Below are 14452 nucleotides of genomic sequence, written 5' to 3'. Positions count from 1 at the left end.
ATGCCCCCACGAATAAACATCTACAGCGTGCTTAAGAAGCTGCTGATTTTTTCTTCGTGATGCTTAACGGTTTCTTGGGTTGGGATAACCGCATCTTTATGTGTGAAGTACACTAAAATCGCCATCTGAGCAGTGAGTCGGTTTTCTGCTTCATCGAACGCCACTGAGTATTCACTTTCTAGCGCGCCGCGAGTCACTTCTTCTTTGTCATTCGCTGGTAGGCAGTGAAGCAACATTGCACCTGGGCGAGCCTTCGCCATTAGCTCTTCTGTGATAACGTAGTTAGGCATGAATGCCGCAAGGCGCTCTTCCTTCTCATCCATCTGCGTCACCCAGTAGAAGCTATCGCCGTACACCACATCACAGTCGCTGATGCGTTCTACATCATCAGTAATTTCAATCGTGCCACCAGACTCTTCACAGAAGTTCAGCGCCATATCGATCCATTCTTGCTCCATGTGGTACTTCTTAGGACCAATTTGCTTAAAGCCCATACCGTACTTAGCACAAGTCAGCATCAGTGAACGGCACACATCCGTCGCGTCACCCATGAATGCTAAGGTTAGGTCTGATAGCTTACGTCCATCTGTAATGTGCTCTCTGATCGTGTAGAGATCCGCAAGCATTTGAGTTGGATGGAAACGCGTATCAAGGCCGTTGATTACTGGTACTGTCGACATTTCAAGTAGGCCATCTAGTGTTTCAGGGCTATTGGTTCGAGCCATGATGATGTCGCACATACGTGATAGCACACGAGAAGTATCATCAATCGACTCTTTGCCACCTAAGTGAATGTCTTTTGGTGATAGGAATAACGCATGACCACCCAGTAGTGTTGCCGCCACCTCGAAAGAAACGCGTGTACGAGTAGAACCCGCTTCGAAGATCATCCCAACTGACTTGCCTTTGAACAGTGGTGGAATCGCGTTGTCTTTGCGCGCCTGCTTCAGGTGAGTCATCAGCTCCATCATGTTGTCCATCTCTTCTACAGAGAAATCTTTCATGGAAACCATGTGCTCTAGGTTTGCTTTGTTTAGTTCAGTTGCGCTAGAAGAAGGTAATTTCATAATAAGTTCCTATTTTTCATAATTTTGTGCGCGGTTCTTTCAGTTCACTTTCATGGCAATTTGATTTTGAATACCTGCCATCACTTTCAAGAACCGCTACGTTTGGGATTAAATATTGGTGTTAACGACTGTTCTCAGTCTTTAGTTGCTATTAGGTTTATCGTTGTAACTAAACTCTTGGTACTTGTTGGGTGATGCAGTGGATGTTGCCGCCACCTAACAAAATTTCTCGAGCCGGGACGCCATTCACTTCGTAGCCCGGATAGATGCCTTCCAAGATCCCGATAACATCGTTGTCGTAGCGTTTATCCAACAAAGGCAACACGATTTGGTTATTGGTAATCAAGTAATTGGCATACGACGCCGCTAAACGCTCACCCGCTTCTCGCTCCATTCCATCTGCGATATCGATACCTGCCGCTTCTTCCTCGGTCATGAAAAGAGGGCCTGGCATCGGCAGCTTGTGTACTTTTATCTGACGACCTTTGGCATCGGTCTGACTGGTGATGTAGTCATAGGCTTCTTTGCTGATCTCATATTGAGGATCGTTCTTGTCATCGCACCACGTTAGAACCACTTCACCCGGCTTCACGACGTGGAGAATGTTGTCCACGTGACCATTGGTTTCATCGTTGTATAAACCACGAGGTAGCCAGATCACTTTCTCGACATTGAGGTGCTCGCAAAGCACTTCCGTCAGCTCTTCTTTGCTCATGTCTGGGTTACGGCTTTCGTGTAATAAGCACTCTTCGGTTGTGTAGAGCGTGCCTTCTCCATCCACGTGAATTGAGCCGCCTTCTAGTACGATTGGAGCGCGGTATCTGGAGTCACGAATGGTTTCACACATCTTTTGCGCGACTTGGTTGTCGCGATTCCACGGTGAATACAAACCATCCACAAACCCGCCCCATGCATTGAATTCCCAATCCACACCTCGGCGCTCACCACTGTCATCAACAACATAAGTTGCACCGATGTCGCGCATCCAAGAGTCATCAGTCGAGATTTCCAACACTCGAATGTCCTCTGGTAAACGAGATACCGCGTTATCGTATTGCTCAGAACTCGCAAGCATGGTGACTGGTGTTGTATGGCTGATCTTGGTAGCCACATCTGCAAACACCGCTTGTGCTGGTTTGGCACCATTGCGCCAGTTGTCAGTGCGCTCTGGCCAAGCCATCCAAATTTCGCTATGTGGCTCGTGTTCTCCTGGCATTCTGAAGCCATCATGTTTTGGAGTGGTATCAATCAGTTTTTTCATCGTTATGTCCCCTAAATTATGCTTGAGCTTCTTTTTTATCTTGTGTCTCGGTCGTGTCGTTATCGTCTAAACCCTGCTGCTTCTTGCGTTTTAGAGCGCCTAGAAGAATCCATTCACCAGCAAGGATGGTGGCAATCACGCCAATCAAAACAGGTCCTGTGTATCCCCAATCGGCAACGGTTAGATCAAGAGCCTCTGGGAAAATGAATAAGATCACGGCTTGAAGGACGACCAAGAAACAAACAATCGACATGACCCATTGAGCCGCCATACCGCCAGGTACTTTGAATGGGCGTTCGCGTTGACCATCAACCACTCGAAGCTTTAGGTATGCCGGAAACATGAACAGGTAAGGAAGTAAGAAAATGCAGCTAGAGAAGGCAAATATCGACCAGAACAGATCATCATTGCCCTGAGCAAACAGCGCGTAAGACAGAATGACGACCGTTGATACCGTGCCAGTAATGTTGTTTGCACCAACAGGGGAACCTTTCTCTGACACTTTCGCGACAGGCGCTGGAAGTTCACCTTCTTGAGCGGCTTCAGCAGCAGCTCGGCTGGCGCCCATTGTCCAACTCACCATGTTGCCGATTAGCGTTAACAAAGCGAAAGTACCGAAGATGTACACCATAGCTGTACCAACCACACCAGTGCCGAAAAGTGTTCTAAATGTGTCGATAAGGCCAGACACCAAGCCAATGCTTTCGACAGGTAGCGCCATCAAAATCCCTACCGTACCGAAGATGTATAAGAAAGCGGTGATACCGATAGAGAGGAAGACGGCCTTAGGCATATCACGAACGTCTTTCATTTCTTTAGTCATTGTCGCAACCAATTCAAAACCCATTAGGTTGAACACAATCGCTGGTAAGAAAGAGACTGCAGAATCCAATGAAGGCATCATAGCTGGCAACGTAAATTCGTTGGCAACGCCGTTTTTCATTGCATAGATAAAGCCGCCTACACCCAATGTACTGATCACGACAATTTTTAATATTGCGCCAATATTGGTGACCCACACTCCGATGTCGGCCGACACATTACAAATCAAAACCGTTAACCAGGTGAGTAATATACAAATGGCGATTTGTCCCCATAAAGACAGATCTGGCATGAAGATTTCGGCAAACATCCCTGCAAACATGATGTATACCGCAGGCATCCATAAACCCACGTTAATCCAGTAAAACCACGTTGTTCTCACTGCCCATTTAAAGTTGAAGGCTTGTTTTACCCAATCGTAAATGCCACCTTCACCTGGGTAGGTGGTACTCAGTTCGGAAGTAATTAAGCCATATGGAATGACAAAGAAGACCAGCATTAACACCCACCAACCAATGGCACTGACACCAATACTGGCTGACGCGGTTAATGTGTCGACCACCAAGACGGCACACAGTGTAAAGAGTGCAATTCCCGTAACCCCCATTTTTCCTTGCGTTTCGTTACTCATCTCTTAGCTCCTTAATCTCTAATTCGGGATTAATTAAACGGCAAAGCGATGAAGTGAACTGGGATGAAAATTGAATATCGGTTTTACACAAACGAGTTCGGGGTAAAAACAAAATAAACCCAACAAATATTAGATTTATAATGCTAAAAGTCGGAATACTTGATTTTGGTCAATAACCATTCGATTAATAAATACATTTTCTATTTCAAAACCAAGATCACATATCTAGTTAATCTAGGGATAATTAAGGCTTTCTGTGACATATAGACGACTAAAACTATGGAATATTGAGCACAAATCGAATTGTGATTTTTATCCCCACGACACCGACAATATTTAAATACAATTCAAACCAACTTATTTGCCAAGAGCAAAATATTATTTGGAGAGTTAAACATGTCGAAGCCTATTATTGTTGTTGCTGTCGGGGGGAATGCTTTACTACAGCGTGGTGAAGTAATGAGTTGTGAAAACCAAAAAAAGAGCATCGCGCAAACCGCCAGCTCTTTGGCTGAACTCAGCAAAGATTACCGTTTAGTGGTTGTGCATGGAAACGGCCCTCAAGTCGGCCTGCTCTCATTGCAGAACAATGCTTATAAAGATTGCCCCCCTTATCCATTTGATGTGCTTGGTGCCGAGACTCAAGGGATGATTGGTTACCTTATCCAGCAAGGGCTAAATGCTGCGATTAAAGACCGCTTTACGACCACGATTCTGACTCGAATTGTTATCGACGAGAATGATCCTGCAATTGCCGACCCAGCCAAATTTATTGGCCCTATCTATACAGAAGAACAAGCCAAACAACTCGCAGAAGCCAACCAATGGATTGTGAAACCTGACGGGGCACACTGGCGTCGCGTGGTGCCATCGCCTTCGCCAAAAGAAGTGCTAGAAATAAAGGCTATCAAAGACTTACTTGAAAAAGAGCACCTTATTATTTGTGGTGGTGGCGGTGGCGCTCCAGTAGTGGAAAAAGATGGCGCTTATGTGGGTTTTGAAGCGGTAATCGACAAAGACATGACAGCGGCTCTTATCGCAGAAGAAATCGGCGCAGAACATTTGCTGATCCTCACTGACGGCTCTCATGTTTGTTTAGATTGGGGAACCCCAAAGGAAGAGAAGCTTGAGAACGTGTCAGTTGAACAAATGAAAAAGTACACTTTCCCAGCCGGTTCTATGGGGCCGAAGGTCGACGCATGTTGTCAATTTGTAGAAAAAACAAAACAGCATGGATACATTGGTGATCTATCTAGCGCGTTAGAGATCATAGAAGGAAAAACGGGGACACATATTAATGCTTAATATTGGGTTATAATGCTTTATATAAATAAAGGGTAATAAAGCCTAAGTTTTTATATTCCAGTTGGAACTTTGCTTGAAAACCCTTTATGTTTTTTGTGTTCCATATAATAGTGAGAATCATTAGATGCGTAAAGTAACCACCGAAGAAAAGTTAATTCGAATTCATGATGCTGTTGTGCAACTAATGGAACGCCGCGAAGCTACTGATATTTCAATGTATGATGTTGCTAAAGAGTGTGGAATGGCAACATCCACGGTTTATCATCACTACCCAAATATAGAAAATTTATTCCATAATCTATTAGATGACGTTTTTATTGATTTCGACTCTCTGCTCGGTAAATGTATAGATGCAGAGCATGTTAATCATTGGACTGACATCAATCGCATGATTGAAACAGCGTATGTGAATTATTACAACGATCACCCGATTGCCAAAAAACTTATATTAGGTCGTCATACGTTCACGGAGTTAGGTCATGCAGACACCGAGAATGACTTAATTCTTGGTAAAGAAGTAGAAACGATTTATCGACAGTTTTTTGATGTTCCTCAGTTACCACAATCCATCAATGTCTTCGCTATCTCACTGCAAGTCGCAGATAAAATATACTCGTTATCTTATCGCCAACATGGCTGCATCACACCAGAACTTGCCAATGAAGCTATCCGACTGACTGAGTCTTACCTTAAGCTGTATATTCCGCATATCTGTCAAAGAACAGAACCCAACATGCAGCATACGCATTAAGAGAAACTGTAATCCCGAAAACGTCTTACCTTTCTATTTGCGCTCGCAGACCAGACTAAACTCGCTGACCAAACAAAAAAGCAGAACTTCAATTCCTCAAAGCTCTGCTTTAACAAGCCATTACTTCTACGCTCTGCGCTTCTTGAAAGTGTGCCAGCCGGCGCTGAGAATTGTTTTTGCCACCACACCTAATGCGCTTAGTTTAGGGTCGGCGTTCTTGCCAGAAGCGATGCGCCACATCTGATGTTCATACCAAACCAGCCCGACCATCGCCATTTTGTCTAAAGCGGGCTTTCCTGTGGTTGGCACCGTTAGAGGCATGCCGTGGCTAGGGTTTTCAATTAACTTGTTAGGGAAATCAGGATCAACCGCCATTGTGCGCGCAATACCAATAAAATCGGTCGCCGAAGTGTTTAATGCTTCATTCATTGCTTGCGCGGTTCGAAAACCTCCCGTGACCACCAGCGGCGTGCTCACAAGCTTTCTCGCCTTAACCATGTAATCCATAAAATACGCTTCACGCTTTACTGTGCTGGTCTTCAATGGCTCGGCTTTGTTTTTCGACCCCATCATTGATGGGCTTTCATAGGTGCCGCCGGAGATCTCAATCAGGTCGATACCGTTATCACTCAGTGTTTGCACAACCTGCATCGACTCTTCTTCAGTGAAGCCACCTTTCATGAAGTCGGCGCTGTTAAGCTTAATCCCGACAGGGAAATCGTCACCGACCTCTTTTCGAATCGCGCGATAAACCTCAAGTACAAAACGAAGTCTGTTTTCAAGTGACCCACCCCATTTGTCTTGGCGTTGATTGTGTCTCGAAGATAAAAACTGACTGACAAGATAACCATGAGCACCGTGGATCTGCACACCAGTAAAACCCGCTTGTTTTGAAAGCTTTGCACTCAGCGCGAATTTATCAATGATTGCGATTATTTCCGTCTCAGTCAGAGCTCGTGGCCTATTGAAGCCTTTTTCTAATCCACGCTCTAAAGAGATAGCCGAAGGAGCAACCGGGCTATCGCATAAGAACTTAGGAATTTGCTTACCAGGATGATTCAGTTGCATCCATATCTGAGAGTCATTCTGTGTTCCGGCACTCGCCCACTCACGAAATACGGTTAAGTCACTTTGTTCATCCAACACAACGTTTTTAGGTTCACCAAGTGCGCCTCTATCGACCATCACGTTGCCCGTCATGGATAGGCCAATTCCTCCTTTAGCCCAACGCTCATAAAGCGTGACTAAACCTTGCTTAGGATTATGGTGTTTATCACCTAGCTGTTCACTCATTGCTGATTTAAACAGGCGATTTTTGATCACTTGGCCATTAGGAAGAGAAAAAGGGTCGTTGAGGCAGATCGGATTCATGCGCGTGGTTACTTTCTTTGGTCTATATATTGCATCCAGTATGCCCTATTTTATCCGACAGTTCTGAGCATTTAGTGCCTATTTCGAAGCAAGTTTCACTCAATAATAAAATGCCAGCGGCATAGCAGCTGGCATTAATCGATTATAAACAAAACCTTAAACAGGCAGTTTAAGTCATCACTTTATCGTGGTTTTTTTGACCTTGGTAAATGGTGTCGATTTCCATTTATCTGTTCTTACCTCTTCACCGGGCGTGTACATGCGTAACACTGAATACCATTGGTGATCGGGGATAGGTAAGAAGTTAGGATCATCTTCATGCCCTTTTATATCGCTACCCATGTAAATGGTGTAACTGCCATCAGCATTAGGCGTTAGCGTTCTGTCTCCACGGGAATGACGGTTTAACTCGTTTTTCTCCATCAATCGGGTTTCACCACTGTAAGCCGTGTATGACCAAAAACCACCCTCTTCTAGCGGTGGCGCATCGAAGGTCACCGTGTAATCATACTTACTACCGTCGAGCGCACCACCTTCACTATCAAAGAAGTCACCGCTATACATAGTGTGTTTTGCAGGCAGCCCCCATTGGCCCATTAAGGTACCGTAGGCGTGTTGAAAGCTTGGAACCTTGGTCATTTCATCGCGAGTGCCTAACACGTCACGTGAATCATCAAAGCCCGCATTAATAATTCGCTCCAGTCCATCTTTTTGACCAGACTCGATCATACGAAGCTGCTCTTTCGTAAATGGATGATTAGCTTTGCCTAATTCAGAATCTCCCAAGCTAATGTACTCGAATTGTTCAAGCAGCTTTTGGTCATGCGTCTTCATTGTTCCTTCAGACAGGATGAAATTGGTTCGCTCGACCCAATTAGAGTCTTCAGGATCGGGATACACGCGCTCAACAGGAGCAGGCCCTTTTTGACCTAAGTATTCCGACAACGTCCTAATATTCCATTGATCCATTAACTTTTGAGCAGTTGCAGAATCGTCGCCGCCAAGGTCCATGATTCGACCCATCATTTTGACCAGCGGGTGCTCGACATAGATCACTTGGTCGACACTCGCAGGCACTTCACCTTTCCATCCTTCAACTGCATACATGAAACTGCCGCCTTTTGTGCCTCGCTGTGGAGAGCCAAAAGCCGAGTCAGTAAAGTGCTGCATATTCATGGTATGGAACAACCAATATCGATTTTCATCATGGTCTGGAATCGTAATGATGACCGGCTCTGCTGCTAGGTCCATCCATCCCATCAAGTGTAACGTGTCATTGTTAATCGTCGGATGCGCAGTGTAAGTGTCGTCAGCAAGTATTCGAATATTTTGGAATCGATTCAAAGGGTAGTCTTGCTCAACGACGGTTTTGTAAAAGTATTTGTAGGCTTCATCTATTGAGTACGCGTACTCGTAGGCAAGTTGTGCCAATAGCTGATTATCCTTTTTGAGCGACGCTAAACTCGCCATCTCAACGGGTAGAGTTTCCGTTTTTATCGCCATTGCTGTTTTTGTTGCCATAGTTGCGCTCGTCGCGTCCACGGATTGGCTCGCTAGTACCGGCGACGGAAGTGCAACCATGAAAGCACAAGCCAGTGCTGCCGCAAGTCTATTTTTTTTCATCATTTAATGTCCTAACTAAAAGCGATTACGGAAGGTGCGCTTGTTACAGCACACCTTGCATTAGTCGTATTTGGCGTTAATCAGCAACCACTGATTTGTCTGCCATACCAATACCACCAGCCTTCTGTCTTGGTGGAAACGCTTCAAGAGACTTCTGATATTTCGCGGCTGCTTTGTGCAGTTTTGGTAATACCCAAGACTTCTCTTTCATCCATAAGAACCAACCTCGAGTATCAGGGCTACGCTCGTAAGGATCGGCCTTGATGTTAATCAGCATCCCTAGTGGCCACTCTTCAGGCGGCGCAATCCACTCCGTTTTGGTTTTTAGGTGCACTTTCCAGTCATCAACTCGGAAGGCATTCAAATCTTGCTCGTTGTAGAAGAAGAACTCATGACGTTGACTCGGCTCGCCTTTGGTCAACATGTCCAGTTGGTTATAACCATCCAAGTGAACTTGATAACGCTCGCCGTTTAACTCTTTTCCATCAAGCAATTCTTGTTTAATGTCGCCTTCACCCACTGCAGCCATAATGGTTGGCACCCAATCTTCAGAAGTCATGAAGCCATCTGTGTATTCACCTTGAGGGATTTTATCTGGCCAGCTGACCAGCATAGGCACACGGAAGCCACCATCCCAAGTCGTACCCTTTTGTCCTCTGAATGAGGCAGAGCCGGAATCAGGCCAGTGATCTAGGTTTACGCCATTGTCAGATGTGAAGAGAATGATGGTGTTGTCGATTTCGCCCAAGTCTTCAAGCTTATCGAGCAGCACACCGATCTGGTCATCAAGTTCGATCAAGCCATCGTAGTAGGTGTTGATTTGGCTCGCGCCTTGGTACTCCGGACGAACGTGCGTTTTTTGGTGCATGCGCGTTGGGTTGTACCACATGAAGTAAGGCTGTTCGTCTTTCTCGGCTTCATGCTTATCAAGCCAGTTCATGGCAAAGTCTAAGAACTCACCATCGATTGTCTGCATACGCTTCGCACCGAGCGTGCCTTTGTCTTCAATGGTCTGTTTACCGACAACACCAAACCTAGGGTCTTCTTTCATATTCACCGTATCGGTTGCCACAGTGTGAAGCACATTACGAGGGCGACTTCTGAAACTCGGGTCTTTAGGAAACTCTGGCTGTTCTGGCATTTCCATCACGTTAAGGTGATAAAGGAAACCGAAGAATTCATCAAAGCCGTGCACTGTTGGAAGGTGGCTATTGTTGTCGCCTAAGTGACTTTTACCGACATGCACGGTCGCATAACCTTTGTCTTTCAGCATTTCGGCTAAGGTTGGGTCTTCTTTTTGAAGGCCAAGGGAAGAGCCCGGCTGACCGACAGACGTTAAGCCTGTACGAAATGGATACTGCCCCGTGATAAAGGCAGAGCGACCTGCAGTAGAACTGCCTTGTGCGTAATAATCACTGACCATCATGCCGCGCTCTGCAATTCGGTCAATATTCGGTGTGTCCACCGCACCTAAGCCACGATGGTAAGCTGACAGATCCGTTGGGCTCACATCATCGAGCATGATAGCAACCACATTGGGTTGGCTAGCTGCATGTACGTTGACGCTCGCCAATACCGAGAGCGCCAAAGCGGATTTAACAAAAGACTTATACATTGATAACCCTCATTCACTATGAGTAAATCGCTGGAGTCACAACGAAAATTGTGTATGTCTCAGCGAACCGTTGTGAGGTAAATGGTATAAGAAAGACGCCAAAAATGGCTTGATAGCCACTATTACGATTTTTAATAGTGGCTGCTAGAAGGGGGGCGTTATTTAGATGGAATAGTAGCGTGACGTTAGGATTGAATGATTGCCGTAATTTCTTTTTGAAGCCAATCCGTGAACGGGTTATTGCGGTTTGCTTGGTGAGTAAATAGGGCCAACTCTCGACGATAGGTGTCTTTCAACAGTTCCGGCGGTAGCTCAATACAGCGATAAGAGTGATCAAGCAAATAGCGGCATTTCGACGATGTCACATAGATGAAGTCGCTGTCCTTAACGATCTCCAGCATCAAATTCATATTGTTGCTTCTGAGCCCGATATGTTTATCTAAGTCGTATTTTTTAATCAACATTTCAGTCTTGGATGGCTGAATGTAACCAGGGATCATATTGATACAGAGTGGGTATTTCAGAATGTCCTCAAGGGAATTACCTTGAATTGGGTGATCAGCTCTTAGCACCAACATGAACTTATCAAAGCCAACCGGTCGCTCAGTCAGGGTTTTATTGACGTCCATAGGAAGATAACTCACTCCCCAACACATGCGGTTGGTCTCTAGGGATTGGACGCCATTATCTAACCAAGGTGAACATTGAAACGTCACTTGTGGCGCTTCTTTGGTCAGCTTTTTGATTAACGGCACACCCACTGGGATCAACAATGGGGAAGGCAACATGATTTGAACCTCCCCTCTTAAATCTTCCAAGTCCCACTCTTCATTGGGGATATAAAGGTTGTCTAGCTGCTCTAATAGCAGAGGCAAGGTTTCGATAAGCTTCAAGCATTTTGGGGTAGGTTCAAGCCTCGCTTTATCTCTAACAAACAATTCATCATCAAATTGTTCTCTGAGCTTACGAAGCATGACACTGATTGTCGGCTGACTTACGTTCAAGGCTTTTGCTGCGCTTACCGTTTGGCGAGTTTCATTGAGCACCAAAATAAGCCGCAGTAAGTTTAGATCTCTGGTCATGCCCGACTCCAAGTTATTTAGAAAAGTGGGAAGTACGCTGGCGAATACCCTTTTTTCATCGCTTCTACCATTGGCAATAATTTGGGTAATGCGTGACGAAAAAACATCTCATACCCTTGGCATAAATGATTCATCGCGCTGCCATCTTCGGTTGTTGCTATTCTATTCTTAGGGCAGCCACCTTGGCAAAGCTCAACAAAATCACAACCTCGACAAGTGCTGTTCAGTTCATGATATTTGTTGGTGCCAAACGCTATTTGTTCAGGTGAACTCGCCATGGTTGCAAGCTTATCACTATTCACAGTACCCAGTTGATGATCTTGGTACCCATAATGGTCACAACTGTAAACACTACCGTCATGCTCAACCATTAATTGCTGTCCACAAGTCGCACTGTGATGGCACATTTGGCTTTGGTAGCCCATCAACACCATTAAACAATTTTCAAAAAACTGGATATACACTTTACCGACATCATTGGCGCTCCAAGCATCAAACAAATCACAAAGGAACAGCCCCCATTGCTCACCGGTTAGCGACCAGTCGTGCCCTGTTCGCCTGTCCAACTCATGATCGATACAAGGCTGAAACTGCATATAACCACTGCCATTTTCAACCAAAAATTGATAAATCGTTTTGCCGTGTTTGTAGGTTTTATTATTCACGACCGTTAACGTATTAAACTCAACGTTGTGCTTTTTTAGATAAGACATCCCACGCATTGTACGTTCAAAAGACGACTGACCATTTTTATCGATCCGAGCGATATCATTCAGAATGTTGGGGCCATCGATACTGATGCCCATCATGAAATTGTGTTTAGCAAAGAAGCTCGCCCAGCGATCGTTAATCATGGTTCCATTGGTCTGCATGGTATTTACGACACGCTTTTTCGTCGCTTTGCTTGCCTGTGCTTTCATTGCCGTTTCATAGAAATCGAGCCCTCTTAACATGGGCTCGCCACCATGCCAGATAAAGTCCACTTGCTGAGCTTTCATTGGCTGCGCGTCGATATGAGCACCGACAATTTGCTCCATCATGTCCAGAGACATCGAAGACCTTTTGTCGCCATCTTGTCTATTGAGGTAATAGCAGTAGCTACAATCCAGATTGCACTGAGCCCCTTCGGCTTTAATGAATAAGCTAAAAGGATGAGTTGATGTGTTCATATTGATTCCCGTACTTTTTTGTCAACATATCAACCGCAAATCAATCAAACAATAGCGCCTCAGTCGCCCTATTAACATACGCTATCCAAGCGCCTTACCACTTAGAAAAAATACCAACTAAAGCAATGAGTTAAATTACAAAAGTAGCGTATTAACATCCTTAATATCGGCTATTACACTCCTTAATCTCACTTACTCATATGATAAATGCCTAACTCTGTTCCTACGATCTAAGGTGTTCCATGAGAAAGCTGCTCTATAAGAAAAGTGTACTGACCTGTTTAGTGTGTTCTTTGTCCAGTATTATCGCGATGCCATCCCTTGCCCAACAATCTATTAATCCTGAAGAAGAGCTCGCTTACAACTTAGGTGTTCAAGCGTTTATCTACGGTACGGGTCCATTAACCGTGGCGGCGGTTAGGCAAACAACCACATCGGTTGACGCGCCGATGGACAACGCCATGGCACCATTGAATGAGATGGGTAAGACACGCGTTCTATCTGGGCCTCAGGATAGAATTGTGCCTACTGTCAACAACGATACGCTCTACTCACAAGCTCACTACGATCTCGATTTGTCGGGCCCAATGGTGATAGATATTCCTCGCACCGATAACCGTTACTACATTGTTCAGTTATTGGATGCTTACTCAGATTCGATTGAAGATCTGCACGTGAAGAATGTCGGCGACCAAGGTTCCAAAGTGCTGTTGGTCAACAAAGGATGGGCTGGCGAAGTGCCAGAGGGAATTGATCGTGTCGTAGAGTCTCGCACTCCTATGGTTTGGTTGATTCAACGAACGGGCGTGTTTGGCGAGCAAGATCTCGATGACGCACTGGTTACTCACGATAAATTCCTCAGCTACCCACTCGATCAACTCGGCGCAGAGCATGACATCGTAGAACTCAAAGCTTCGACAGGTCGCATCCCACCCATGGCCAGGCCTGAAGGGTTAGAGTGGTATTCATTGATTGACCGTGAGCTACGTAAAAACCCGATTCCAGAAGATGCTGCCATCGTTGATCAATTCCAACAAATTGGTATTGGAGGATCGACCCCCTTTAACCCGAAAGCGCTAACTTCAGCACAGAAGAAAGGACTAATGCGCGCGATTGAGTCTTCACAACAGATCATTCAATACGCAGGTCGAAGCATCGGCGATGTCAATAACGGCTGGTCGATGATGTACGAGGGAGGTCGTTACGGAAATGATTATCTAAGCCGAGCGAGCATCAATATGCGTGCGGCAGGTTTGAATGTGCCAGAGCGAGCACTCTACCCAAATAGATACACAGACTCGAATGGCGAGCAGCTTTCGGGAGACAATCAATATCGAATGACCATGCCAGCCGATGCACCCGCTGACGCCTTTTGGTCGTTGACTATGTACGATGCTGAAAACTTGTTCATGGTTGAGAACTTCATTCAACGCTACTCCATTTCAACCAATCGTAAGGATGAACTGAAATACGCAGAAGACGGCACCTTGCCAATATGCATTCAATACGCAAAACCAACCGATCCTACGTGTAACTGGCTGCCTGCACCTCAAGATGACTTCTATCTTCACATGCGCCTGTATGAGCCAACTCAAGCCGTTCTCGACAATGAATATCGACTGCCACAAGTTGAAAAGCTCTAGCCTCAATTAAGTTAATTACGTCGATTAATCCAACTAAGGCAATGAAGTCGATCAAGTCAATTGCCACGGCGTTCTTAGTGTTCGCTCGTGGCAATGACTTCTCTCTAAGAGC

Annotated in this window: 11 protein-coding genes; 3 read left to right on the top strand and 8 right to left on the bottom strand. The window is 45.4% G+C overall.

The genetic code is table 11. The features are described 5' to 3' along the window. Positions 1-20: 20 nt before the first annotated feature. The 3 genes from argF to AC3CIA_RS19670 form a co-directional block, all read right to left on the bottom strand. Positions 21-1067 (bottom strand): ornithine carbamoyltransferase, encoded by a 1047-nt coding sequence (gene argF, locus AC3CIA_RS19680; protein ID WP_004732254.1) that lies wholly within the window; start codon positions 1065-1067, stop codon positions 21-23. A 169-nt stretch (positions 1068-1236) separates the two neighbouring features. After that, the gene (gene aguA, locus AC3CIA_RS19675; RefSeq protein WP_488519608.1) at positions 1237-2328 is read right to left on the bottom strand and encodes an agmatine deiminase; all 1092 of its coding nucleotides are present in this window, start codon (positions 2326-2328) and stop codon (positions 1237-1239) included. A 16-nt stretch (positions 2329-2344) separates the two neighbouring features. Then, positions 2345-3781, bottom strand: coding sequence for an APC family permease (locus tag AC3CIA_RS19670; protein WP_488519607.1), 1437 nt, complete (start codon positions 3779-3781; stop codon positions 2345-2347). Between the two features lie 396 nt (positions 3782-4177). Here AC3CIA_RS19670 and arcC point away from each other — a divergent pair, with 396 nt between their 5' ends. Continuing rightward, the gene (gene arcC / locus AC3CIA_RS19665; RefSeq protein ID WP_065206654.1) at positions 4178-5086 is read left to right on the top strand and encodes a carbamate kinase; all 909 of its coding nucleotides are present in this window, start codon (positions 4178-4180) and stop codon (positions 5084-5086) included. A 124-nt stretch (positions 5087-5210) separates the two neighbouring features. Beyond that, positions 5211-5837 (top strand): TetR/AcrR family transcriptional regulator, encoded by a 627-nt coding sequence (locus AC3CIA_RS19660; protein WP_065206653.1) that lies wholly within the window; start codon positions 5211-5213, stop codon positions 5835-5837. A 126-nt stretch (positions 5838-5963) separates the two neighbouring features. Here AC3CIA_RS19660 and AC3CIA_RS19655 read toward each other — a convergent pair whose 3' ends face one another. The 5 genes from AC3CIA_RS19655 to AC3CIA_RS19635 form a co-directional block, all read right to left on the bottom strand. Continuing rightward, on the bottom strand, positions 5964-7208 hold the full coding sequence (locus AC3CIA_RS19655; protein ID WP_488519606.1) for an NADH:flavin oxidoreductase/NADH oxidase family protein: 1245 nt from the start codon (positions 7206-7208) through the stop codon (positions 5964-5966). A 177-nt stretch (positions 7209-7385) separates the two neighbouring features. Further along, on the bottom strand, positions 7386-8834 hold the full coding sequence (locus tag AC3CIA_RS19650; protein ID WP_488519605.1) for a DUF1254 domain-containing protein: 1449 nt from the start codon (positions 8832-8834) through the stop codon (positions 7386-7388). Between the two features lie 73 nt (positions 8835-8907). Next, complete coding sequence (locus tag AC3CIA_RS19645; RefSeq protein ID WP_488519604.1) at positions 8908-10446, bottom strand: sulfatase-like hydrolase/transferase; 1539 nt, start codon at positions 10444-10446, stop codon at positions 8908-8910. A gap of 185 nt (positions 10447-10631) precedes the next feature. Further along, complete coding sequence (locus AC3CIA_RS19640; protein ID WP_488519603.1) at positions 10632-11528, bottom strand: LysR family transcriptional regulator; 897 nt, start codon at positions 11526-11528, stop codon at positions 10632-10634. Positions 11529-11545: 17 nt separating this feature from the next. Continuing rightward, a complete protein-coding gene (locus AC3CIA_RS19635) occupies positions 11546-12697 on the bottom strand; it encodes an anaerobic sulfatase maturase (RefSeq protein ID WP_488519602.1) in 1152 nt (383 codons plus the stop codon). Between the two features lie 242 nt (positions 12698-12939). Between AC3CIA_RS19635 and AC3CIA_RS19630 the strand changes: the two genes are divergently transcribed. Beyond that, complete coding sequence (locus tag AC3CIA_RS19630; RefSeq protein WP_488519601.1) at positions 12940-14340, top strand: DUF1254 domain-containing protein; 1401 nt, start codon at positions 12940-12942, stop codon at positions 14338-14340. Positions 14341-14452: the final 112 nt, after the last annotated feature.

This window comes from Vibrio sp. QJM3NY_27 (assembly GCF_057785955.1).
The sequence above is the reverse complement of the archived record's forward strand: the minus strand, read 5'-3'. Positions and strand labels throughout refer to the sequence as shown.

Bases quoted from the DNA above. Each gene is read 5' to 3' on its own strand.
- argF (WP_004732254.1), bottom strand. From the start codon at position 1,067: ATGAAATTACCTTCTTCTAGCGCAACTGAACTAAACAAAGCAAACCTA.
- aguA (WP_488519608.1), bottom strand. From the start codon at position 2,328: ATGAAAAAACTGATTGATACCACTCCAAAACATGATGGCTTCAGAATG.
- AC3CIA_RS19670 (WP_488519607.1), bottom strand. From the start codon at position 3,781: ATGAGTAACGAAACGCAAGGAAAAATGGGGGTTACGGGAATTGCACTC.
- arcC (WP_065206654.1), top strand. From the start codon at position 4,178: ATGTCGAAGCCTATTATTGTTGTTGCTGTCGGGGGGAATGCTTTACTA.
- AC3CIA_RS19660 (WP_065206653.1), top strand. From the start codon at position 5,211: ATGCGTAAAGTAACCACCGAAGAAAAGTTAATTCGAATTCATGATGCT.
- AC3CIA_RS19655 (WP_488519606.1), bottom strand. From the start codon at position 7,208: ATGAATCCGATCTGCCTCAACGACCCTTTTTCTCTTCCTAATGGCCAA.
- AC3CIA_RS19650 (WP_488519605.1), bottom strand. From the start codon at position 8,834: ATGATGAAAAAAAATAGACTTGCGGCAGCACTGGCTTGTGCTTTCATG.
- AC3CIA_RS19645 (WP_488519604.1), bottom strand. From the start codon at position 10,446: ATGTATAAGTCTTTTGTTAAATCCGCTTTGGCGCTCTCGGTATTGGCG.
- AC3CIA_RS19640 (WP_488519603.1), bottom strand. From the start codon at position 11,528: ATGACCAGAGATCTAAACTTACTGCGGCTTATTTTGGTGCTCAATGAA.
- AC3CIA_RS19635 (WP_488519602.1), bottom strand. From the start codon at position 12,697: ATGAACACATCAACTCATCCTTTTAGCTTATTCATTAAAGCCGAAGGG.
- AC3CIA_RS19630 (WP_488519601.1), top strand. From the start codon at position 12,940: ATGAGAAAGCTGCTCTATAAGAAAAGTGTACTGACCTGTTTAGTGTGT.